The 24,494-nt window shown below is 75.4% G+C and carries 8 protein-coding genes; 7 read left to right on the forward strand and 1 reads right to left on the reverse strand.

From position 1 onward, the window contains the following. The first annotated feature begins 7 nt into the window (after positions 1–7). Genes ABZS58_RS40150 through ABZS58_RS40170 form a run of 5 tightly spaced genes read left to right on the forward strand, consistent with a single transcriptional unit; the run spans position 8 to position 22,878 of the window. Entirely contained in the window at positions 8–19,870 is a 19,863-nt protein-coding gene (locus tag ABZS58_RS40150) for a glycosyltransferase (RefSeq protein ID WP_354788925.1), read from the forward strand. A gap of 26 nt (positions 19,871–19,896) precedes the next feature. Further along, on the forward strand, positions 19,897–20,631 hold the full coding sequence (locus ABZS58_RS40155) for a hypothetical protein (RefSeq protein ID WP_354788927.1): 735 nt from the start codon (positions 19,897–19,899) through the stop codon (positions 20,629–20,631). A 1-nt stretch (position 20,632) separates the two neighbouring features. Then, a complete protein-coding gene (locus ABZS58_RS40160) occupies positions 20,633–21,691 on the forward strand; it encodes a hypothetical protein (protein ID WP_354788928.1) in 1,059 nt (352 codons plus the stop codon). After that, positions 21,688–22,338 (forward strand): hypothetical protein, encoded by a 651-nt coding sequence (locus ABZS58_RS40165; protein WP_354788929.1) that lies wholly within the window; start codon positions 21,688–21,690, stop codon positions 22,336–22,338. Before ABZS58_RS40160 ends, ABZS58_RS40165 begins: the two co-directional genes overlap by 4 nt. 12 nt (positions 22,339–22,350) lie before the next feature. Continuing rightward, positions 22,351–22,878 (forward strand): hypothetical protein, encoded by a 528-nt coding sequence (locus tag ABZS58_RS40170; protein ID WP_354788931.1) that lies wholly within the window; start codon positions 22,351–22,353, stop codon positions 22,876–22,878. A gap of 16 nt (positions 22,879–22,894) precedes the next feature. On the opposite strand, the gene ABZS58_RS40175 is transcribed toward ABZS58_RS40170, so the two are convergent. Further along, complete coding sequence (locus ABZS58_RS40175) at positions 22,895–23,458, reverse strand: hypothetical protein (protein WP_354788932.1); 564 nt, start codon at positions 23,456–23,458, stop codon at positions 22,895–22,897. 78 nt (positions 23,459–23,536) lie between these two features. On the opposite strand from ABZS58_RS40175, the gene ABZS58_RS40180 reads away from it, so the two are divergent. Both ABZS58_RS40180 and ABZS58_RS40185 read left to right on the forward strand, forming a co-directional pair. Beyond that, the gene (locus ABZS58_RS40180) at positions 23,537–24,184 is read left to right on the forward strand and encodes a hypothetical protein (protein ID WP_354788934.1); all 648 of its coding nucleotides are present in this window, start codon (positions 23,537–23,539) and stop codon (positions 24,182–24,184) included. Between the two features lie 14 nt (positions 24,185–24,198). Then, positions 24,199–24,492, forward strand: coding sequence for a hypothetical protein (locus ABZS58_RS40185; protein ID WP_354788936.1), 294 nt, complete (start codon positions 24,199–24,201; stop codon positions 24,490–24,492). Positions 24,493–24,494: the final 2 nt, after the last annotated feature.

Consider the following 24,494-nt stretch of genomic DNA (forward strand, 5'->3'; position numbering starts at 1 on the left):
GGTGACGGTGGACAACGTCATCGACACCATCATCGGATGGTTCGTCGAGCTCGAGGAGCACATCCCGGGTTCCGGCAACATGGCCCGCGACCTCATCATCGGCAGGGTCCCCGAAGCCGACAAGGAGAGCATCTACACGCTGGCGAGGCATTACGCCGACGCCGCCAACGAGCTCGCCGACCTCTACGAAGAGGTCTCCCACGTCGCCGACGCGCTGATGGAGAACTGGGCCAGCCAGGGCGCGGTCCAGTGGACCGAACAGTGGCTGAACTACCTGCGGGCGGTCGGCGCCACCATGGAGGGGCTCAGCTCCCTGTCGCAGAGTCTGGACGGCTTCGGCTTCCAGATCGAGCTGCAGGAGTTCATGGTCGCGCTGAACCTCATCATGCTCGGCGCCCTGCTCCTGCAGCTCGTCATCGCCGCGTTCTTCTCCGGCGGTGCCTCGCTCAGCGGTGTGGTCCCGGCGTTCCTCACCACCGGCAGGCTCATCGGCATCGCCACCACGAAGACCATCACGGCGATCGGCCAGATGACGCTCCGGGTGGCGCTGAGGAGCCTGACCCCGTTCCTGGCACGGGTCGCGCCGACGCTGGTGCGCACGGCCACCCCCGCGCTGACCCGCACGGCCCTGCCCGCGCTGACCCGCGCCTCCCTGCCGGTCCTCGCCCGCTCGACCCTGCCGGCGTTGCGCACCGCGGGGACGACGTTCGCGCGCACCACACTGCCCAACTTCGCCCGCAACGTCGGCGCCGGCATCGTGCGAGGGCTGCTGCCCAGGAACGTCATCGCACGGACCGTCGCGGACCGCATGGCCAACCAGTGGCTGCGCTCGACGCTCACCAACGGGCTCATCCGCAACACCCTCGGCCGCAGCGTCGCCGCCGGGATCGGCCGGTCGGTCGGCTCCCGCGCCGCGACGATGGCCGCCGGCCGGGCCACCCGCGCCGCCTACGCCAGGGCCCTGGAGCAGCAGCTGGCCCGGCAGTTCGGCGCGCGGGTCGGCGGCCGCGCCATGGAAGGGGCACTCGGCCGCCTCGGCGTCGACGCGGCAGGTCAGCAGGCCGCCCGCAGCGTCCTCATGCAGCAGGCGGCGGCGCAGACGGCGAACGTGTCGTTCCGCACGGAGCTGGCGAAGTATCTCGGCACCCGCATCGCCATGGGCGGGCTGTTCATGGGCGGCGGCAACCTCATCGGTCAGCTGCACATCATCGACAAGCGCAACCTCGACCCGGGTCTGCTCGACCTGGATCAGGTCAAGGTGTACGCGGCGCAGGGTGCCCTGTTCGGCGCGGGCATGTGGGGCAGCCCGCTCGGCCACGCCATCGGCGGTGGTGTGGCAGGCGGCCTCTTCAACGCCGCGACCGGTGAGAGCATCAAGGACGGCGTCCTGCACGGCGCGTTCGTCGGGGGTGTCTTCGGCGCCGCCAGCCACTTCACCGCAAATCCGGCCCACATGCCGATCAAGATCGGCCAGTCGGTGCACATCATGCCGGCGGAGCGCGGGCCCGGCTTCATCACCAGGTTCGACACCCCGCAGGGCGCCCACGTCCCCGCGAGGATCGCGAACCTCAACGGCGTCGAGCAGTGGCACGCGCCGGGCCGCGGTGCCGCGTTCTTCCGCACCGAGGGCGGCACCATCCCCGAGGGTGGGCAACTGCGCGAGTACGGCGTGATCGACCCCAACGGCAAGATCCAGGTCCACCGGCACATGCTCGACCCGATCGTCGTGTCGGACCAGCCGCAGATCGCGTCGGGGTCGTCGTTCGGTGCCGGGTCACCGCCACCCCCCGGCGGCCCGGGCGGTGGTGGCCCTCCCGGCGGCCCGCACCAGCCTGCCGGGCCGGCCATCCGCGGCCCGCAGGTCGACGGCGGTGTCCTGCGCGGCCGGGACGCCCTCGTCGACGGTGGTGGCCCGCCGCGCGGCCCCGAGGTCCCGGGCGACCGCGGCGGGGTGGTGCGCGGCCCCGAGGCGTTGCGGACGGCCGACGGCGGCACCCTCGTCCGCGGCCCGGAAACCCCGGTGGACGGCGGCACGGCCCGCCCCGGCGAGACCCTGCGCCCCGGCGAGACCATCAGACCGGGGGAGTCCATCAGACCCGGCGAAGGCGTCAGGCCCGGCGAAACGATCCGCCCCGGCGAGAGCATCAGACCGGGTGAATCCATCAGGCCGGGCGAAAACGGCAGTCCTGCCGAGACGATCAAACCCGGCGAGTCCGCACGGCCAGGCGAAACCACAAAGCCCGGCGGGACCACCAGACCCGGCGAGACAACAAGGCCGGGGGAGCACGGCAGGCCCGGGGAGAACGGCAGGGCCGGTGAGGTCACCAGGCCCGAGGACGGCGCCGCGGCGGGCAGGAACGGCCGCCCCGCCGACGGCGGTGACCTGCCGCCGCTGCTCGACCGCCCCGGTGACGCAGGACCGGTCGACCGTGGCCCCGCCGGCACGGACCGCACCACAGGACCCAGGACCGACCCGGCACAGAACACGGCCGTCAACCCCGCACGGGATCCGGCGGCCGACCCGGTCACCACCGGACCGCCCGCCGCCGGTCGTGGCCCCGCCGAGATCCCGGTGGAGTTGCAGCGGCTGCGCGACGGCTACCCTGAACCGGCCGCGACGGGGCAGTTCACCCGGGCCGAGCCGCGCAACCTGACGCTCGGCCGGTCGTTCGGCGCCGACGTGGCCGGTGACGCCGCCGGGCTGCGCGTCGCCGTCGACCGGGCCGTCGACCGGGTGCCCGCGCCGGCCGGTGCGGCTGCCCGCGGGCCGAACCTCGCCACGCCGTGGCAGGCCGTCCGGGTGGCGGCGCTCGGCGAGGGGCTGCACGGTGTGTGGTTCCGCGACGGTGGCCTCGCCGAGGTACACATCGAGATCGGCCGCAACCCCGGCGGCGCACGGATCCGGGTGGAGTTCCCCGAGCTGCGGTTCGACGACGGGGGACCGGGCCGCCCCGCCGGTCCGGTGCGTGTCGTCGTCGACGAACGGGTCGGGGCCGGCAATCCGGCGACCCGCCCGGCGGAGGTCGCGATCGGCCTGCGGCAGGCGCTCAACGTCGTCGACTCGTGGCTGAAGAGCCCGCCGGACGGCACGGCGGTGCCGGTGGAGACGGTGCGCGGCCCGCAGCCCCGCACCGGTGGCGCACTGCCGGAGCAGCCGCGCAACGCCACGGACACCTCCGTGCCGCCGGGCCGGGGTGCACCCGGTCTGCCGGACGGCCTGCCCGATCAGGGGCCGGACCCCATCACGGGCCGCCCGCCGGCGCCGGGCACGCGGGTCCCGCCGCGGATCATCCCGGTCGAGGTCGAAGGGGTGCCGCCGCGCGACGGGCTCTCGACGCCGGAGGTGACGCGCGACGCGTTCAACCGGTACATCGACGACATCCTCGGCAACGTACAGCCGGACTCGCCGGTGCGCATCACGCTCGAGAAGCACGGGCTGGTGGCCCACTTCCCGGACGGGCACTCGGTGTGGTTCACCCCGCAGGTCAACTCGATCCTGGCGGGCGGGCACCCGGCGATCGTGCGGCCCGAGATGGTCTGGGCGGGCGAACGCTGGGTGCAGACCGGACCGGCGGTGGTCGCGGTGCCCGCGTCGGGGTTGCACCAGCTGCCGGCGGCGTGGCGGGCGCTGCACGACTCGGTGCACGACCTGATACCGCCGTCGAAGGCGACGCCGGACGGCCCCGTCAGGACACCGGACAGCCCGGTCGAGACGCCGCCGAAGCCCGCCGACCCGGTGGTGCCGGTGCGGCCCGCCGAGCAGGTGCCCGTCATCGGTGCCGAGCAGGTGCGGGTCCGGGACACCACCCCGGCCGGGTCGCCGCCGCCGCGGGAGATCACCCCGGAGTGGGTGGGTGCCCGGCTCACCGACAGGTCGACCCCGCCTGAGCTGGCCCGGCAGATCCAGGACCACCTGACCGACGGCGGCACCCCGAAGTCGAAGGCGGAGATCGACGCCGCCCTGCAACGGCTGCGGGAGGAGGCGGAGGCCGCCGTCGAGCTCGAGCGCGCCGACCGGCCGCCGCGGGTCAGCGAGCACTACGGAACGCGGTACCGCACCGGCGAGCAGCTCACCGACAACGTCCGGGAGCTCGTCGACCAGGCAAAGGCGCGGCTGGAGCGGACGTTCGAGCCGTCGCCGCGGCTCACCGAGCGGCTCGAGGCGCTGGACGCGGTCCGGGCACAGGCGGACCGGCTCGACGCGCTGCTGCAGGAGGCGCGGGCGACCGGCGACCTGGCCCCGGTCCGTGACGGGGTGCGGGAGCTGAGCCGGCAGGTCCGCGAGTACGGCGACCGGCACACGATCGTCGAGCACGACCAGCACCAGCGCCGTCCCGAGGTCGACGAGGCGTGGCGCGACCTGCACGGCGTCGACCCGCTCGACGCGGTGGAGATGGTCAACCGGCAGACGGCGATCGACCCGGTCACCCACCGGTTCCACCCGATGGACCGGGCGATCATCGGCGCGGCCGTCGAGCGGGTCATGCCCCGCGACGTCGCCGACGCTGTCATCGGGCAGCTCGACCGGGCAGTGCCGCTGCACGAGGCGCACGCGAGGGAGCTGCTGTCCGCGCGGGAGTACCGCAACATCGAGCACCACGTCCAGGGCAACGTCAAGGGCCTCTACGACGGCAGGCTCGAGCGGCTGCTCATCCGGCCGGACAGGTCGCTGATGGAGGTCGCGTCGACGGCGGTGCACGAGACGACGCATGCGCGGCAGCCCAGCTGGTCCCGGGAGGTGGTGGCCTTCCGCCAGGAGATCGCGGACCCGTACGCGCAGGACGTCGCGATCGCCCAGCGGCTGTTCGAGCGCGAATACGCGGCGTTCCAGCAGCAGCGCCAGTTCCTGGAGGGGATGGCCGGCAGCCGGACGGCGGCGCAGCTCGCCCGCGACGGGCACGACGCCGCGGTGCCGCGCGACTACCAGTGGCTGCTGGAGTCCGACAGCCGGGTCCGGCAGCACATCGTCAACGAGTACGTCCGCGCCCTGCCCAACGGCAAGCAGCTGGCCCGCGACGCGTTCGGTGACGGCGCGGAGCTCGAACGCGGCCCGACCAGGCGTGCAACTGACGGCGGGTCCCGGCCGTTGCACGCCTGGCCGGACGTTGCATCGGGATATCGGGATGTACCACTCAGCGCCGCCGAACAGGCCCGCGCCAGGGTGACGGCAGGGCCGGACCCTGTGGTGCCGGGCCGGTCGGCGCTGTTCGACGGTGACGGGCGCCGCCTTGACACCCGCGCGCTCGCCCCGGACGGCGTCGCGTTGTGGGGCATGGGCACCGACGGCACGTTCCTGGTGGTCGGGCCGGACCGTTCCCCCGGCAGCCTGGGGATGCCGCTCGCGGGCTACGGCAAGATCGCCGTCGTCGACGGTGTGGTGCAGTTCCTCTCCGGCGAGCGGATCGCCCCCGAGTACCTGCACCAGGTCACCGACGTGCTGGGCCGGGCCGGGATCGACCTGTCGTTCAAGGTGGCGCAGCCGCGGGTGGAGCCGGTGCGGCTCGACGGCGCGGCTCGGCAGGCCGTCGAGGACGTGGTGGACCTCTACGCCGCCCGCGTCGACGCGGCGGTCCCCGGCTCGCGGGTCGAGGCCCTGCCGGACGGTCAGGTGCGGGTCATGGTCCCCGGCCGGGTACCGGTCGTCGCCGACCTGTCAGGGGTCGCCCAGTCGCTCGCCGGCCGGCTGCACCCGGAGCAGCTGCGCACGGCGCTCACCGAGTGGCTCGACACGTCCGTGGCGGACGGGCTCGACCGTGCCGAGCCGGTCGACCGGCTCGCCGGCGGCCCGGAGCTGGTCCCGGCGATCGCCGACTCGGTGCGGCGGGGCCTGCCCGCGGACGCCCGGTGGAGCGTGTCGGCCGGTGCCGACCACGTCGTGGTCCAGCCGGAGAAGGGCCGGCCGATCGCCTTCCGGACCGCCGCCGAGCCCCTGCCGCGCACCGGTGACCTGCCGCCGACGGAGGCGCCGGTGCGCCCGGCCGCGACCGTGGCGGGGAAGCCGGCCGTCGAGGTCGTCGTGCCGGAGTCGGTGCTGCACGACGCGGCCCGGCTCGACAGGTTCACCGCACGCGCCCTCGAGGCGCACGCCGTCGACGTCGCCGGCACCCGCAGCAAGGTCAGCGGGTTCGTCAACCGGCTCCTGGGCCAGGACAGCGAGCAGGCCGGCGCGCTGCGGCCGGACGGCCGGGCGTTCAAGCTCAACGGTGACGATAGGCAGCTGCTCGCCCAGCTGAAGGTGCTGTCCGAGGCGCTCGAGCAGGCCCCGCCGGGGCAGCGCGGCGTCATCGCCGGGGAGATCCTCGAGCTGGACCGGCAGATGTTCAAGCGGCCGGGGCAGTCCGGCGCACACGTGCAGTACAACCTCGCCGAGGACGCCCTGCCCGGCATCGCCGAGACCATCGAAGGGGTCCGGCGCACCTACGGCACCCAGCAGCTGGAGCCGCCCGCGTTCGTGCCCGGCACGCGGCCCGGCCCGGAGCTGGCAAGCCTGCCCGACCTTCCGCGCTCCCCGGAGCTGACCGGGGCTCTCCTCGAGGCGGCCGACGGCGGCCGGACCTGGGTCAGCACCCCGCCGCCGGAGGTCGTGGCGCGCGCCGGCCGGTTCGACTCGCACGCCGTCGACGCGCTCACCGGCCACGTCCGGGGGCTGCTGCAGGCCGCCGCCGACCCCGCCTACTGGACCGACGGCCGGCCGCCGCGGATCGAGCTGCGCGCGCCCGACGGCATCGAGCTGCAACTGGCCCGGCGGCTCGAACACGTCCGCGAGCCTGTCGACACGGCGCTGTTCACCGACGCGGTCGAGCTCCCGGTGCCGGTGCCGCGGGTCGAGGTCACCGGTCCGCGCACGCACGACTCGCTGCCGGCGATGCGGCTGGCGGAGGAGATCCGCCTCCAGGACACCCGCGACCGCGTGCCGTACTTCGACGCACAGACCCGCGCGTCGATGGAGATCCACCTGCGTGACGGGCTGTGGTACGACGCCGAAGGGGTCCCGCTGGACGGGCTGTACCACTTCGTCGTCGAGCCCGGCACGCTGCGGACCTACGCGCTGCACGAGTCGCAGATGGGCCGGCTCAACGCGAAGCACGCGTCGTTCCTCGCCGGTGGCGACACCCTGTCGGCCGGTGAGTTCGTCGCCGTCAACGGCCGCCAGGTGTCGGTGAGCGGCCGCAGCGGGCACTACGTCCCGACCGTCGACCACGCCTGGATGCTGGCGGAGAAGGCCCGCGAGGGCGGTGCCGACGTCAGCATGTTCGACGTCGAGTCCGGTGCCAGCGACAGCAGCCGCTACAGCCGGCTGCGCGGTGAGCAGGCGTTCACGGCGGCCGTCGGCGAGATCGCCAGGCCCGGTGAGATCCCCGGCGTCGCGCGGGTCGACCGCGTCACCACGAGCCCCGCCGCCCGGCAGGACGAACTCGGCGTTCCCGGTGCGGTGCTGCGGGTGACGACGACCCGCGGCGTCACGTTCGACGTCGACGTGTCCAACGTGCACAACCTGTTGTCGTCGAAACGCCCGGCCGGTGAGGACGCGCTGTCCTTCGCCTCCGACCGGCAGGTGTTCACCGTCGACGACCAGCTCGCCTGGCTCGGCGCGGACCTGCTGCGCGCCCGGATCGAGCTCGGGATGGCCGAGACGGCCGGGCCGCCGCTGCCCGCCCGGGACACCGGCGGATCGGCGACGCCGGCCCGGGTCGAGCCGCTCCTGCCGGAGTTGCGGCAGCTGGTCGGTGAGCTGCTCGACGGCCGGATGCCGCCGGAGCGGGCCACGGCTGCCGTCACCGCCGTGCGGGCCGTCGGCGAGGGCCAGATCGACCGTGCCGCAGCCGCCGTCGGCGCCGACGGCACTCCGCTGAAGGCGATGCGGGCCGAGGTCCTCGCGCGGTACCCGGCCGTCGTCGACCCGCTGGTCGCCGCGCGGCTGCAGGCGGAGGGCCCGTCGCTGCTGGCGGCTGCCCGGTCGCCGGAGCAGCTCTACGACATGCTCCGCGAGGAGAGCACCCGGATCGGCAGGTCGTCCCCGTCGGGGGTGTCCGGGCTGACCGTGCCCGAGGCCGCCCGCGTCGTCGACGGCCTCGACGCCACGGCGGGCGCACCCGGCCGCGGGCACTCCAGCTCGCAGGTCGACGCATGGCTGGAGACACCGCAGGGGCGCGCTTATCACGAGGCCCGCGCCGCGCTGGACGTGACGACGCGGGTGCCGTGGCGCGAACCGGCCGACAGTGCCAGGTTCGGCCCGCTGGAGCGGGCGCAGCGACCCGCCGCCGACCTGCCCGAGCCGATCCGGGCGGCGCTGGAGCGGTACCCCACCATGGCCGGGCGCAACGTCGACACCTACATCGATCACGACGGCCGCATCGGCGGCCGCGACGAGCGGGCCGACGCGCTGCGGATCCAGGCGGCGATGCGCCCGGCCGGCGCGGACCTGCTGCTGCACGCGGCCGTGTCGCCGGCCGCCCTCGGCCTGCCCGACGTCACCGGGCTCGCCGGGATGGTCGGTGCGACCGTCACGCACAAGGGGTTCCTGCCCGCGTCGGCGCGCACACCGCTGCAGTTCGAGCGGATCCGGCTGGCGATCGAGGCACCGGCGCAGACCCGGATGACCGGCATGGACGCGCTGACCGACGCGCCCGTCGATGCCGGTGTGCTGCTGGCGGCCGGGACCCGGCTGCGGCTCCTCGGCATCGAGCAGACCGGCTTCGACGTGTTCACCGTCCGCGCCCGGGTCGTCGGGCAGCACGACCCGGCGGCGCTGGCCACACCGCTGCTCGGCCACGACCGGATCGACTGGGCCGACACCCCCGGCGACCGCCCGCCGCAGCGGCCGGTGACCGCGACCGTCGTGCACGGCACGCGCTCGGAGGCCGACCGCCTTCCGGAGCCGGACCCCGCCCGGGTCGCCGGGTCGTTCTGGGAACGCGTCCAGCCGACCGAGCCGCACCGACTGAGCGACTCCGTGGTCCGGGAGGTCCGCCCGGTCCAGGTGCACACCGGCCCGGACGGCACCGTCGTCGCCGCCGACGTCGAGGTGCACCGCTGGACGGGCGAGCCGTTGCGGATGCGGGTCACCGCCGGTGACGTCGGCGACCTGCGGGCCCGCACAGAGGTGGCCGAGGGCGCCCCGGCGCGGGAGCCGGACGCGACCGTCGTGCTGTCGGACCGGCACGCCGACAGCCCCGACCTGCTCGGCACGTTCACCCACGAGACGTGGGAGGTCGACGCCCGGCAGAACCGCCGCGGATGGTGGGGACCGGCCGGCCCGGACCCGCGACCCGACGTGCTGATCGACCGCCCGGGTGCACCCGCCGGCGACCGGCTCTCCGACCACGACCGCGGCGGCGTCGGCGACGTGCAGGAGCGCGTCGGGCGGATCGTCGCGGAGCAGAGCCCGGCGGAGCGGGCGGCGCTGATCGCCGACCTGCGGGCGCACCTGCGGCACCTCGGGCTCGACGGGCCGAACGCCCCGGCACTGTGGCGGATGATCGACGCTGAGGTGCCCGCCGACCGGCTCTCCCCGGCGCAGCAGCAGCTGTACCTGAACCTGCGCGAACCCGGCTGGGAGCACGTCGCGGCCCTGCAACCGCCACCGTCCACTGTGGAACGCGGAGCGGCGCCACCCGAACCCGGCCCGACGCTGAAGGACCGGCTCCTCGGCCGTACCCCGCTGACCGGTGCCGAACGAACGGTCCTGTCCGAGCTCACCACCGAGCTGCAGGCCCGTGCCGCCGACGCTTCCGCCGACCCGCGGATCGGGCAGCTGCTGGACCGGCTCGGCCCGGAGTCCGCCGCCCGCGTCGTCGACCGGCTGCCCGCGGACCTTGCCGCGGCGGCCCGCGAGATGGCCGATCCGGGTGCGCCGTGGCGGGCCGAGGCGGCCCAGCGGCGGCACGCGGACGTGCGGGCCGCCGTCGCCGGTGCGCTGCCCGAGCTGACCGCGTCGGGCCTCGTCGACCACGCCCGCCCGCATCCCGGCGGCGACGCCGTGATCGAGGTCCGCACCGCCGGCGGCGAGACCGTGACCGTGCCGGTGCACGAGCCCATCGCCGCACTCACCGACCGGGCCGCCGGGCCGGCCGGTGAGCCGCTGCGCGTGCGTGCCGCGGCGGACCTCGCCGCGCACATCGTCACCGCCCTCGGCGACCGGCTGGGCGTGCTCTGGGCCGGTGACGCCGACCTCGCCGCCGCCCGGGTCCTCGCCCGCGGCCACGACGCGGCCCCGCCCGCGCTGCGCGAGGTGTGGCGCACCGCCCTGCTCGACCGGCTGTCCACATCGGACGCCACGCGGCTCGACGCGCTGCGCGGCGAGCCGCTGCCCGACGGCGTCGCCGGGCCGCTGCACGGGCTGCTCGCCGAGGCGATCCTCACCGAGACGTGGCCGCTGCTCGTCGGCTCCGACCCGGCCGCGCTCGCCGCCGGCGTCGCACCGGGCCCGGCGGCCGGGTCGCTGCACCTGACCGGGCACGACGGTCAGGTCCGGCAGCTGCCGGCCGAGGACGTCGCGGCACTGCGCGACTGGCTGCGCGCCCGGCTCACCGACGGCGCCGGCACAGCGCTGCTGCGGGCCGAGACCGCGGCGATTCTCGGTGCGGAGACCGACGTCTACGGCCGCGGCGGGCGCACCCGCGCCGAAGGTGCCCTGACCGCCCTGAGCCGACTGCCGGACACCGTCGCCGAGCAGGTCCGTGGCGTCGCCGAGCGGGTCGTCGCGGACAACCCCGCCGACGCGTGGCGCCGCGACGTGCTGCCACCCGCCGCCCGGGAGCTTGCCGGTCACGCCCGCGACGCGGTCCGCGCGGCCGGAGCCGCCGACCGGACCGGTGACGGCGCCGACCCGTACGCGCCGCTGCGCACAGGGCAGGTCGCCGAGCAGGTGCGGGTCGCCGCAGGTACACCCGCCGCAAAATCCATCACGGAGCTCAGCGGCACACTGGACCGCGCCGCGAGGGCCCTTGACGAGCGGGTCACCGCCCGGATCGATGCCGCGCTGAAGGCCGAGGAGACCGCGACGTCGAAGGCGGCCGACCGCGCCGCGGAGCAGGACCGGACCGACCGCAGCTCCGACGCCCGCGCCGCCCGGGCCGGCGTCGAGGCCAGGCAGGCCGCCGACGAGGCCGCCAGGCACTACGCCGCGGCCGAACGGTTCTGGGCGGCCCGGGACGCCGCGACCGCCGCCCGCGACGCGTTCGACCTCGTTCAGCTGGAGCTGGGCGGCGGCAACACGGCGCGGCTGCGCGAGTACGTCGACGGTGCCACGGCTGCGTTCGAGACCTACCGGCAGGCGGTGGCCGCGACCCAGCCGCCGCACGAGGTCCTGACGGCGGGTGTGCCGAGCGGCCGCATGCCGCACCTGGACGCGGTGACCGACACCGTCAACGCGCTGCTCGACGCCGCCGACGTCGACGTCGCCCTGCGACCCGACGAGGCCGACCGGATCCTGCAGTCGGTGTGGCGGCAGGCCGGCGGCGAGGACGGGGCCGTGTTCCCGGTCGGCATGGGCGCCGCCGAGGTCCGCGTCCGGTTCCACCCGGGCGACGCGGTCGAGGTGCCCCGCCCGCCGACCCGCTCGTCGGAGGTGATCACCGGGCACATGCCGCAGGCGACCGCCGGGCGGACCCTCGGCGCGGCCCTCAATCGCAACTCCGGCCCGGCGGTGGCGTTCCCGGCCGCCGCGGCCCTCGACGCGGCCATCGCCGACGGCACCCCCGGCGCGCTCGGCGTGGTCAAGGAGATCGCCCGGCACGCCACCCTGAACTTCGGCGGCGAGTTGCGCCGGCAGTTCTCCGCGCAGGGGTCCGGCAACGACTTCAGCCTCACCGGCGCCGTCGCGGACAACCGTGGCGAGTCGGCGCTGTTCGACGTCGACGGCCACTGGACCGTCCAGGTCCGGCCCGGCCGCCCCGGCGCGGTCTGGACCGACCCGGTCCCCGTCGGTGACCGCGCCGCCGGGCCGGCCGCTGGGCCGGCCACTGGGCTGCAGCTGTGGGTGCCGCACCCCTACACCGAGCCGGCGCTGCCACAGACGGCGACGGACACGCTGCCGGCCGGACGGCCGCGGGCGGAGCGGTTCCCGGAGCACGTCGTCACCGGGCTCACCGGCCTGGAACGGCTCAACGACACCGTCGTCGGCATGCTGCCGGAGCAGTACCGCCACGTCGGCGGGCCGATCCGCCAGCAGGTCCGCACCTTCGTCGTCGAGGAACTGCCCGGCCTGCTCGGCGACGCGATCAGCGACCCGGCGGGGGTGCAGCGGCCGATCACCGACGGCGGGCGGGTCGTCGCGACCGTCACCGTGCACACCCGGGTCGTGCCCGGCTCGGCCGAGCTCATCGGCACCGCGAGCGACAGGTACCACCAGGAGCGGCTGCGCATCGCGTTCTCCGGCGCCTCGGGGTCGGTGACCATCGGCGGCTCCCGGCAGGCGGACCTCACGGCCGGGCCGCGCACCGACGCCGGTGAGCTGCCGTTCGGCACCGCCGGGCTGCAGGGCACCGTATCGTCCGGGTCGAGCGCGCGCGACGGGATCAGCGCCGGCGGCACCGCCATCCACCCGAGCGTGCAGCGCTACTCCGGGCACACCCAGGGCTACCGGCTGAGCGTCGTGCACGACGTCACGGTCGAGCCGTCCGGGTGGGAGCCGTCGCGGCCCGACATGCTGACCCGCTCGGTGGAGAGCACCGGGCTGTTCCGGATGCCGGAGCCGGAGGCGTACCGCTACGGCCTGCCCGTCGACAAGGCCGCTGTCGAGCACCGGCCCGACGGCAGCGTCGTCCTGCGCGACGACCCGGTGACCGGCGCGCCGCCGAACAGGGCGGAGCGTCTCCCGGACTGGATCGGCGCACGCGGCATCGACGGCGCCGGACCCGCCCTCGTGCAGCGCCTGACCGGGGCCGACGCGCTGCGCCTCGATGTCGCCGCGAAGCTGGCACAGGACAACCTGCTGCCGAGACCTGACGCCGAGGGCGACCCGCGGCTGTCCGGCGCCCCGCTGCGCCGGGCCGCGGAGCAGGCGAATCTGCGGGCCCTGACCGAGATCTCCGCCGCCCGGCTGGAGGCCGCCTACGACCAGGCAGCGCAGGACGGCATCCTGGTCGACCTGGTCCGGCAGCGGCCCGGTCTCGCACCGGAGCACGTCACGCTGCGGCTGCGGATCAAACAGGACTGGGACCGCGCCGAGCTGGTCGGGCACACCACCGCGGAGACCGTCGTCAACCTCGACATCGGCTCGTCGACGTTCGCGCGCACCGGCGGGCGGACCTCGACCCTCGCAGTGCGCGGGGAAGGCGTCGCCGGCCTCACCCCTGGCGACGGTGTTGTCGTGCCGGGCGGGGCAGGTCTCGGCGGGGCCCGCACCGTGACCGGCAGCGCCGGCTGGCGCACCGGCAACACCGTCAACCAGGTGACCCTCGTCGAGGGCGGCCGGACCGCGATCTTCAAGGTGCCGCACGTCCTGGAGGTCGTGCGGGTCGACGCCCACGGCGGGGAGAGCTTCGTCGCGTCGCGGGACGGCTCGGCGCGGGTGCTGTTCCCCGCCGACCTGCTGCCCCGCGCCGGTGCGCCGGTCCTGCCGCCCGCGCCGCGGACCGGACCCCCGACCTCGCCGACGGCGCTGAGCTGGGCGACCGTGCTGCACCTCGACGCCGCCGGGGTGTGGGACGCCGTCTCCCGGGTGCTGCCCGACGGCGCCCGGCCGGAGTCGGCCGCACACGCCCACCTGACGTCGTTCGCCAACGTGCGCAGCCTGGTGGCCAACCCGGAGTGGCTGCTCACCGGCCACCGCACCGACCTCGCCGTCGACCCGCGCGGCGTGACCCCGCTGCGGGCCGGCCTGACCATCCAGGGCCGGGCCGGCGCGTCGCAGTTCGTCGGCGAGACCGACCTCGTCGTCGGCGACATCAACTTCACGATGGGCGCCGACGCGGTCACGTTCGGCCGGCAGGTCGGCGGCGACGCGGGCGGCTCGCTGCGCGGCGGGCTCGACCTCGGCGCCGACACCGACGTGGCAGGCGTTCCCGTCGGCGACGCCGCCGGCGGCCTGCGCGGCTCGCGCAGCTGGTTCGACGCCGAGTCGCACACCTCGACCCGCATCTACGGTCGTGAGCGGCTGCGGATCCACACCAGCGGCAACGAGAAGCAGTACATCTACCGCATGCCCGTCGACGTGGAGATCACCGGCGTCGAGCACCACCCGAAGGTCCTCGGCGGCACCCGGACCGCGCACGAGAGCCTCCCCGCCCGCGACGTCGTCTACGCCATCCCGGAACGCGTCGCGCTGGAGCTCCACGCGGCCGGTGAGCACCCCGTCCCGGCCGACATGATCGCCGACGCGCTGCACCGCTACAGCACCGGGCACCTGACGCTGGACCGCAAGGTCGTCGCCGGGCTCCTCGACCGGTACGGCACGCCGCCGGACCTGGCGACCGGCATCGCCTGGAAGCTCGGCGAGCAGTTCCCGGACGCGTCGGTGCCGAGGACGGTCACGGACCCGGCGGCCCGCATCGGCGCGATCATCCGCCAGGAGCAGGGACTGCCGGCGGTGCCGCCGGCGGAGGGTGCGCTGCGCCTCGCCGACCACCTCGGTCAGGCTCTCGGCCACAGCGTCCTGGAGCCCGCGATCCGCCTGTCGGCCCGCGACGGCCGGCCGGTCGAGCTGTTCCAGGAAGTCCTGGCCCGGGTCGAGCGGGTTGTGCCGGGCGCGGCGGAACGGCTGCCGGGCCTGTGGCAGGGGCTGTCCGGCAGCCTCGCCGGCAAGCGCTGGACGGGGCAGCTCGACAGCATGCTGTCCCCGGAGGGGTTCACGGCCTCGTTCCCGGTGCCGTCCGGCCGGTTGTGGGTCGAGCACGTCACCGTCCGGATCACCGCCACGCTCGGCGACGGCACGCCCATCGGCACCAGTCCGGACGTGCTGCCGATCCTGCAGGACTACGCGTACGCCCAGCATGAGCAGACACGGGTGAGCGGGTACGGGTACGGCACCGGCGGCAGCGGGCACGGCACCGCCCTGGACACGCCGGAGGCCAGCGGCGGCACCAACCGCGGCTACACCAGGTCCGGCACCGTCGGCGGGCAGCGCACCGTCGTGCAGGGCCTCATGATTGCCGACGGGGTCGTGCGGATGCGCCGGCCGATCGAGATCCACATCGAGGTGTCCCGGTCGGTGCCGCACCCGCTGAAGCAGCTGCCGCGGCGGATGGCCGACCTGGTCACCCGGCACGGCGCGGCGAACGGCTCCGACGGCGTCGTCAGCGGCTCGCTGGTCCAGCTGGCCACCAAGGACCAGCTCGTGCCCCGCTCGTCGGCGGTCGTCGACGGCCCGGCCGACCCGCGGCAGCTGCCGATGCCGGACCGCTCCGTCGTCGAGACCGCCGACATCGGCAGGCTCCACGAGGTGATCAGCGACCGGCTCGCCGGCAAGGACCTGCTGGGCCGCGCCGGGCTCGCCACCCGCGACGCCGACCTGCGCAGGCAGCTGTCCGCGCTGGCGCACACCCCGGCCCTGGAACGCGTCGCCGGCCCCGGCGGGCACCCGTCGATCACGCTCAGCGACCCGGCCCGGGAGAACCGGATGGTCCAGGTATGGGTCCGGGCCGAGCAGTCGCAGCTGCGGGTCACCTCCGAGATCGAGGTCGCCGAGATCCGCCGGGTCAACCGGTCGCAGCGCACCGTCGGCATCGGCGACGAACGGGCCCGGCTCGCCCTGACCGGCCGGACCCTCGCCGAGGACCAGACGAGCCTCGGCGGGCTGAGCGAACGCTTCACCGGCGGCGCCGCGGCCGCCGAGCAGACGTCCGCGCCGTCCGGTGCCCGCATGGAGACCAGCGACTTCCAGGAGAGCTCCGCCCGCACCGTCACCACCCGCGTCGACTACCACCTGACGTTCGTCGCCAAGACCGTCGGGCCCGGCGGGCGGGAGACGATCGAGGTGTCCGTGCAGATGCCGGACGCCGCCTCCGGCCGGGCGGTGCTCACCCTCTTCCAGCACGAGCTGGACGCCATCCGCGCCGGGCAGGAAGCCGGCGCCGGGACGAGCCCGCAGTGGCGGTTCGACCCGCGCGGCAGCACCGAGACGGCCCTCATCAAGCTCTCCACGACCGCGGCGCGGCACCCCGACGCCGCCGACCCGATCACCGCGGCGCTGCAGCTGGCCCAGGTCCGCCGCGCGGACGTGCTGCTGGACGTCACCGAGGCCGACGGAACCGTCCGCCGCTACCGGGCCGCCCCCGACGGCACGCTGCAGACCGACTTCCCCGACACCGGCTTCGCGACCGCCCGGGCGAGCGTCGACCCGGCGCTCGTCGAGCAGGCCCACCGGCACGGCCTGGACCTGCGGGAGGAGTTCCAGCAGTGGTCCCGCCACCCGGACGGGCACCGCACGTTCAGCGACGCGATCCGGGCCGCGCTCACCGACCCCGCCGCCGAGCTGCGCGGGATCGACTCGGAACTCGGCGGCTGGGCGCCGCGCCCCGCCGATCCGTCGCGGCCGACCGCCGCGCAGATCCCCGGCGACGTGCGCACCTCGGTCGACGCCGTCGCGGCCGGCCTGCCGCGCAGCGACCCGCGCCTGGGTGACCTGCAGGTCATCCGCGCCGCCGCCGACAACGTCGAGGACCTGGCCGCCGCCGCCCGGCACAGCGGCGACCTCACGCCGCTCAAGGAGGCCCTGCGGGACCTCAGCGACCGGATCCGCGCCTTCGGCGACGAGCTCGCCGACCCGCTCGACCCGGCCGGGCTTGCCCGGCGGGTGTTCGGCGTCGACCCGGCCACGCACCGGTTCCACGTGCTCGACCAGGCGGTCGCGGTCGTGCTCGCGGAGCAGGTCCTCGGCCCGCGCTTCGCCGCCCGCTACGCCGAGGAGCTGTCCCGGGCGGTGCCGATGGACGGCGAGCACGCCGCCGCGGTGCTCGGCGAACAGGGCAGGCGGGTCGCGGCCGCGATGCTGGAGCAGGTCGCGCCGGGCGTGCACCGCTACGCCGGCTACAGCGAACGGGCCGGTGCGGTGTTCCTGCGGCCGGGCACACCGTTCGTGGAGGCGGCGGCGAGCGTCGTGCACGAGACCGAGCACGCGACGCAGCCGAGCCGCGAGGCCCAGCGCCAGGCGGCCGTCGAGGGCCTTGCCGATGGCACCACCGCCGCCGACCGTCGCGCCGCCCTCGCCAAGGTCACCATCGACCGCGAGCGACCCGCCCACGAGCGGCAGCGCGACTTCCTGCTCGGCCTGGAGCGGCTCACCTCCGCCGACAACGCCGAGCTGGCGCCGCGGGCCCGCTGGCTGACCGACGGCTCCGACCTCGACACCGGGCTTGCCGCGCGGTACCTGCACCCCGAGCCCAACGGCCCGGAGCTGATCAGTGCCGTGTTCGGCCCGGACCGCATCACCCCGGCCGACCTGTTCTGGCACGAGCTCAGCGACCGGGTCGCCGAGGTCGCCGAACGGCGCGGCACGACGGCCGCACAGGAGCTGCGGCAGTTCGTCCTGCAGCGGGTGATGGCCCGGGTGTTCACCGCCCACCCCGAGCACTGGATGATCAAGGGCGGGCAGACGCTGCTGGCCCGCTGGCCGGATGCCCGGGTCACCAGCGACATCGACCTCGTCGGTCACACCGGCGCGTCCCGTACCGAGATGGTGCGCCAGTACACCGAGGCCCTGCAGCGCAGCCTCGGCGACCACCTGACCTTCACGCAGACGTACGAGGCGCCGCTGCAGCACGGCAAGGGTGCCCGGCTCAAGCACGACGCCTACCTCAACGGCCGGCTCGTCGCCGAGGTCAGCGTCGACCTGGCCCCGCCGCGCAGCCGGCCGATGTGGGCTCAGCCGGAGCTCGTCGACTTCCCCGAGCACATCATGCGCACCGGTGTGCCGGGGGAGAGCCCGCAGCTGCGGCTCATCTCGCTCACCGACACCCTCGCCCACAAGGTGTCCGGCATGTTCACCCAGGGCGTCAAGACCGCGCAGACCAAGTGCGGCGACTGCCTGCCCCGCACGCAGGGGACGTGGTCGTGCCAGACGGGTGACCTGCCGTACCGGGTGCAGGACCTCGTCGACACGATGCTGCTGGTCGTGAACCGCCCGTGGGACGCGGCCGCCGTGCAGCGGATGCTGCTCGAGGAGTTCACGTGGCGGATCGAGCAGGGCGAGCCGCTGCGGGTGCCGGCCAAGTTCTACATCCCGAACCCGGACTGGCACGCCGGCTACGCGGAGTACGCGTCCGGCACGCCGGGCCTGCCGCTGCGGACCGTCGCCGAGGCCCTGCCGGTCGCGAAGGCGTTCCTCGACCCGCTGCTCAACCGCACCCGCGAGGCGACCGGCGGGTGGGACCCGGCGCGGCAGGTGTGGGCCGGTGCCGACCCGGTGCCCGCCGGTGAGGTCGTCGCCGCGGGCCGGCTGCGGGTCCTCGTCGTCGCACACGCCAGCGGTCGCGGTGCCGGGCTCGGCGGCCTGCCGGTCGCCAGCGGCGAGATCACCAGGGCGCTTGCCGCGCACCCCGGCGCCGAGGTCACCCTGCTCACTGTCGGCGAGACCGAACCGCACGGTGCCGCGGTGATCCGCTCCGTCCCGCCGAAGGAGGGCATGACCCCGCGTGAGCAGCTGTACGAGCTGAGCCGCCGCGAACAGCCCGACGCCGTCGAGGGCCTGCCACCGGCGAACAGCGACGCCTACGACGTGGTCGTCGGGCACTCCCGCTTCTCGAGCACCGCCGCCATGCAGATCCGCAACCGGTGGTACCCGTCGGCCGCGCTCGTCGACGTGCTGCACATGCCGATCGAGCGGTACGCGCAGATCCAGGGCCGGGCCGAGCTCGGCGCCGAGTACGCCCGCCGCGAGGCTGTCGTCGTGCGTAACAGCGACCTCGTCGTCGGCGTCGGCCCGCTGCTGACCGCCGAGGCCCGCAACCTCGCCGAGGGCGCGACCCGGCCGCCGAGCTTCCACGAACTCATCCCCGGCATCGAGCTGCTCGGCGACGTGAGCGGGCCGCCGCCGGGCGAGCGGATGCACCTGCTCTTCACCGGGCGGGCCTCGGACCCGGTCAAGGGCTACACCGACATGATCGCCACCGTCGCCGAGCTCGACCGCCGGGGGATCGCCGTGCAGGTGCGGGTCCGCGGCGTCCAGCCCGACGAGCTGGCGGTCCTGCAGGCCGAGGCGGACGCCGCCGTCGGCCGCCCCGGCGTCGTGGAGCTGCTGCCCTACACCACCGATCGCGGCGAGCTGCTGCAGGACCTGCAGTGGGCACACGCGGCCGTCATGCCGTCGAAGGTCGAGGGGTACGGGCTGTCCGGCGCCGAAGCTGCGGCGCACGGCCTGCCGGTGCTCGTCACCGCCGAGAGCGGGTTCGGGCAGTTCCTCGCCGACGCCGGCCGGATCCCCGGCACCGCCGGCCCGGCGGCGGTCGTGCCGGACGCCGGGCTCGCGGGCAACCAGCCGGCGCGGGCCGCGGTGTGGGCCGGCGCGGTCGCCGAGCTGCGCCGCGACTACGTCCAGCGGCGCGTCGAGGCGGGCCGGCTGCAGGCCGCCCTGGCCGGCTACACCTGGCAGGACGCGGCCACCGGGCTGGCACAGGCGATCGTGGAGGCGACACCTGGCGCGTCCCGCGACACGGTGCAGGGCCCGGGCGGCGCGGTCCGGCCGCACACACCCGGCACTGGTCCCGGTGTGGTGACCGGGCCGGCAGCGGGACGCGTGGCCGGGGCGGCGTCGGCCGGTCCGCAGCCGGGCGCCATCACCGGGCCGGAGACGGGGGCCGGTGGTCCCGGGCGTGGTGCTGGTGACGACGGCGCAGCCGGCGGGGTCGGCGGCCCCGGTCGCTCCGCGGATCCGGGCCGCGGCACGGATGGCGGGCGGCGTGGCGACCAGGGTGGCCCGGGACCGGCGGCATGATGGACGTGGACGGAGATGGGCGGGGCATGACGGTCGAGCGGGCGTTCGAGGCGGTCACGGCGGTGGCGGGCCGGCAGGGCGGGCTGATGACGGCCGCGCAGCTGGAACGTGCCGGCGTCGACCCCGCCATGCGCGCCGAGCTGTATCGCCGGGTGCTGCTGACCAGGGTCGACTGGGACGTGTTCGAGGTCCGCGGCAGCCCGACCGAGCCGATCGACGCGTATCCCTACGCGGCCTGGCTGGCGCTGCGCCCGGCCGTCTTCGCCTGGGAACGGCCCGGCGCCGGCGGCGATGTGACCGCCGACGCGGTGCTGTCGCACGAGGCCGCGGCCCGGGCGTGGCGGCTCGGTGCGCCGAGCCTCGGCCGGGTCAGCTTCATCGCACCGGAGCCGCTGCCCGCGCCGCGCGCGACCCGGGTGCTGGTCGAGACACTGCGCCCGGACGAGGTGACCGTCCATGGCAGGCTCCCGGTCACCGTCGCGCACCGCACGGTCCTGGATCTCGTCCGCGGTCACATGGACCAGGTGGAGCTCCGCCGGGTCATCACCGACGCGGTCCGGCTCGACCTGGTCGACCTCGCCGGGCTGCACCGGGATCTCGTGCCGCTCGCCGCCGCGCACTTCTTCCCCACCGACGGTCCGGAGTTCGCCGGCTGGTTCCTGCCCGACCTCGACGACGCCGCCCTGTCCCCGCGCAACGCCCGCGCACTCGCGGCGCTGCTGCGGCCCGACAGCCCTGACGGCCCCGGCAGGGTGATCTGACGTGCAGGAGCGCTACGAACGGGTGTACTCGGCGGCGGCGCGGATGCTGACCGAGCACGCCCCGGCAGCCGGCCGTGCGCACTGGCCGCAGGAGCGCCGCAGGCGCTGGTCGGAGCTGGAGATGCTGCTGACCGCACTGCCGCGCACGACGCTGCCGGGCACCGCCGACCCGGCCTGGCAACTGGCGTCCACAGTGGACGACGACGGCCGCCCGGTCGGGATCGCGGACGCGGTCCGGGCGTGGGAGCAGCGCATCACCGCGGCGCCGCCGCCCGCCCCGGGCACGGTCGTGGCGATGCCGGGGCTGTGGCACACGCTCGCCGGAGGGCTGCTGCGTGAGCTCACCGGCCGCCTCGCCCCGGGCCGGCCGGCCGTGACGGTCGGTGCTGCCGGAGGTGAGCTGAGCGCTGTCGCGGCACAGTTCGCCGCCGCGTTGCGCACCGCGGTCACCGGCGCCCCGCACCCACCCCGGCCGCGCCCGTCGCTGCGCGGACCGCGGCTGCTCGCGACCGGCCTGCCGATGCCGGCCGCCGCCGACCGCCTCGAAGCGGCCGCGCGGCTCGCCGCGGCGGCCACACCGAGCCCGCGGGAGCTGGCCGGCGGCACCGACTTCAGCGTCCGGTTCGACGCGGCGGACGCGGCCGCGCAGCTGCTCGGCGGCCTCTACCGCCGCGCCGGCCCGGACTGGCGGGAACGCGCAGAAGGGCTGCACCCGGCCGAGCACCTGGTGTCGTTCGTCCGCTTCGACGGTGACGTCCCCCGGCCCGTCGGCCTCGCCGAGCGCGCCGCCGGCATCCGGGACCACCTGCGGGACCTGCGCGGGCCGTGGCGGCCGGGCCCGGACGACCCGGTGCCGCGGTGGTCGCCGCAGCGGGCCTGGGTGGTGCTGCCGGACGTGGTGGCGACCGTCACCGCGGACCTGCTCGACGAGCTGGCGGTGCGGCTGCGGCCGGGCCGGCAGGTCGGCACCGTGCGGTTCGACACCGAACCGCTGGGGCAGTTCGTGCAGCGGCGCCTGCTGGACGCCGCGATCCGTGACTGGACGGAGGACGATTGGTGACGATCAGTGCTGACCGGCTCGTCGAGTTCGCCAGGCGGCACGTGCTGCGCGACGACGAGACGATCGAGTGGATGAAGGCCGTCGGCGACGGCACCGACACGCCGGTCGTGGACCTGTCGACGGCGGAGCGCGGGCTGTCGGTGGAGGTCGTGCGCGGGCTGCTGCAGGCCGAGCGGGCGTCCTTCGTCGCGGCGGTCGTCGCCGTCACCCGCGAGGACGAGGACTTCGACGGCCCGGCGCCGCGGGAGTATCTGCTCATGCGGCACGACGGCACCGCGGTCCGCCTCGCCGACGCCGGTGCGGTCGCCGCGCTGGGCGAGCGGGTGCTCTCCGGTGACCTGCCGCCGGCGGCGTATGCGGAGCTGCTCGTGCACGGCCAGTGGCGGGGCAGCTGGCCGAAGGAGGTCGTCGGCGACCCGGTCGCGTGGCGCCGCAGATATCCGGCCGGTGCGCCGCTGCCGGACGTCGAACCGCTGTCGGTGCGACTGGCCGGCGGCACGATGACGCTGACGTTCGCCGCGACCCAGCAGGTGGCGGACCTGTCGGGGCGGTTCGCGCTCTACGTGTCGGTGTGGTCGGTGTCGGTGCCGCCCGGCGCCCCGGCCACCTGGCAGATGCGGACCGTCGCCGAGTCCGTGCCGGTGTAGAGGGAGGTTGCGATGCTGGTCGCGCGGTCGGTGACCGAGTGCCATCTGTACATGGCCCTGCACCCCTGTGAGGGTTGCGGCGAGTGGGACTTCCCGTGGTCGCGGCACGACCGCGGGCCGGGTCCGCGGTCGGCCTACGAAGGGCCCTGCCCGTCGTGCGGCGCGTCCCGCCGGTTCGAGTTCGTGCTCGCGCCGGATGCGGTGCCGCCGCCGGCCTACGGGGGACCGGAACCGTCCCGGATCATCGACCCGGGCGAGTTCCTTGCGATGAGCGAACGGGCGGCCCGGCACGCGGCCGTCCCTGCGGACGCGTCCGGGCCTCGCCGCGAAGACGCGCGCACCGCCGCCTCCGACGCGCTCGCCGCCGTGGAGGAGGTGCTGAAGTTCGTGCCGCCGGACGCTTCCGCGGTGCCGGCTTCGGCGTTCACGTCGGAGCCGGGACGGGCGAGGTACGCCGCGGATCCGGCCGCCTTCACCCGCGAACGCCTGCAGGAGCGCATCGAGGCGTGCCGGCAGATGCTGCTGACGCTGACGGGCTGACCGCCCGATCGCGCGGTCAGCGGGTGGCGAAGCCGTCGGAGAGCTCCCGGTATGTCCGCTGGACCGCTTCCAGCCGGATCTTGCGGAACCTGCCCGGCTCGGCGTCGTGCACCGACCGCCCGCGCTCGGTCCACAGCGCGTGGACGGGGACGGCGTCGGCGCCCGGCGGGACGAACTTGATCGCCTCGCCGACGGCGGCGGCCGCGATCCGCAGGTCGATCAGCGCCTGCCGGCGCTGCTCGGCGGTCATCTCCTCGTCCGGCTCGGCGGGCGTGTTGCGGATGATGAGGTCGGCCACCCACAGCCACTCACCCGCGTCGATGATCTCCGACGCGCCGCCGTCGACGCCGAAGGCCGGCTCCGCCTCGTCGGGGAGCGTCACCTGCTCCGGCAGGCGGAACGTGAACTCCCGCCCGGTGCCGCAGCGCGGGCACGGCCCCGCATATCGGCTGGCGAGGTCGTCACCGACGACCACGACGGAGCTCGGCGGGGTGAAGCGGGTCTCGCCGCACGTCTCACACGGGTGCAACTCGATGAACAGGTGTGCCTCGACGTTCGTGCGTGCCAGTCGCAGGACCATGCCGACGACCTTACTCACGCTACGCTTGCCCACGGCAGTCGACGGGCGGACGCGAGGCAGACGATGGTCACTGGTGGGGTGTTGCTGGATCTCCTGCGACGGTTCGTGTTCTTCGACGACGAGACCGTCGTGTGGAGCAAGGACTACGCGCCGCATCCCGCACTCGCCGTCGAGACCAGCGACCGGCTGTTCAACGTCCGGGTCGTGCCCGACCTGCTGCGCGTCGGTGCGGCACCGTGGGTCGAAGCGCTCGTCGTGGCGATCCGCGAGGACCAGGAGGTCGAGGGCCCGGCGCCGCAGGACGTCTTCCTGCTGCGCACCGACGGCGAGGCCCTGCACCTGCGTGACCCAGGCACCGTCGCCGCGCTCGGTGCGCTCGTCGTCACCGGCGACCTCGACCCGGTGGCGTATGCGGAGGTGCTCGCCTCGTGCCAGTGGCCGGGCGGCTGGTTCAAACAGGTCGTGACCGATCCGGCCGCGTGGCGCGGCGAGCATCCGCCGGAGGCGGACCTGCCGCAGGTGGAGGCACCGCGGGTACGGGACACGGATGACGCGACGCAACTGACGTTCTTCGCGTCCCGGCAGACCACCGAGGTCGTCGGCGGCAGGCCGGTGCTCGACGTGAGCCGGTGGGCCGTCCGGATCCCGAAGGCTCCCCACGGCGCGCCCGCGGCGTGGGACCGTGAGGCGGTGGCCGACGCCGTGCCACTGGCGCCGCCGTGGTGACGAACGGAGACGCCGTGGGGGAGTTCGTCCTCGCCGGGGAGGCCAGCGGTGAGCGCCTGGACGATCCGGGCCGCCGCCAGCGGTATCTGCGGTATCTGCGCGCCGGTGCGCCCGTCGGCGGCGGCTACCGCACCGACGGCCATTGGATCTGGGCACCGGCCTTGGCCGAGCGTCTGGAGCGCGAGCACCTGCTGCCCGAGCCGCCGTTCGCCGGGCACATCCTGCGCTACGGGTTCATGTGCCCGCCGGTCACCACGGCGACGGCCGATCAGGCCAGGGCCGCCCTGGCGCAGCTGCTGCGAGGCTGACG

Origin of the sequence: Dactylosporangium sp. NPDC005555, from assembly GCF_040605635.1 — a bacterium.
Taxonomy (GTDB): domain Bacteria; phylum Actinomycetota; class Actinomycetes; order Mycobacteriales; family Micromonosporaceae; genus Dactylosporangium.

Excerpts from the sequence above, each read along its gene's own strand:
- ABZS58_RS40155 (WP_354788927.1), top strand. The coding sequence starts at position 19,897 with ATGACGGTCGAGCGGGCGTTCGAGGCGGTCACGGCGGTGGCGGGCCGG.
- ABZS58_RS40170 (WP_354788931.1), top strand. The coding sequence starts at position 22,351 with ATGCTGGTCGCGCGGTCGGTGACCGAGTGCCATCTGTACATGGCCCTG.
- ABZS58_RS40175 (WP_354788932.1), bottom strand. The coding sequence starts at position 23,458 with ATGGTCCTGCGACTGGCACGCACGAACGTCGAGGCACACCTGTTCATC.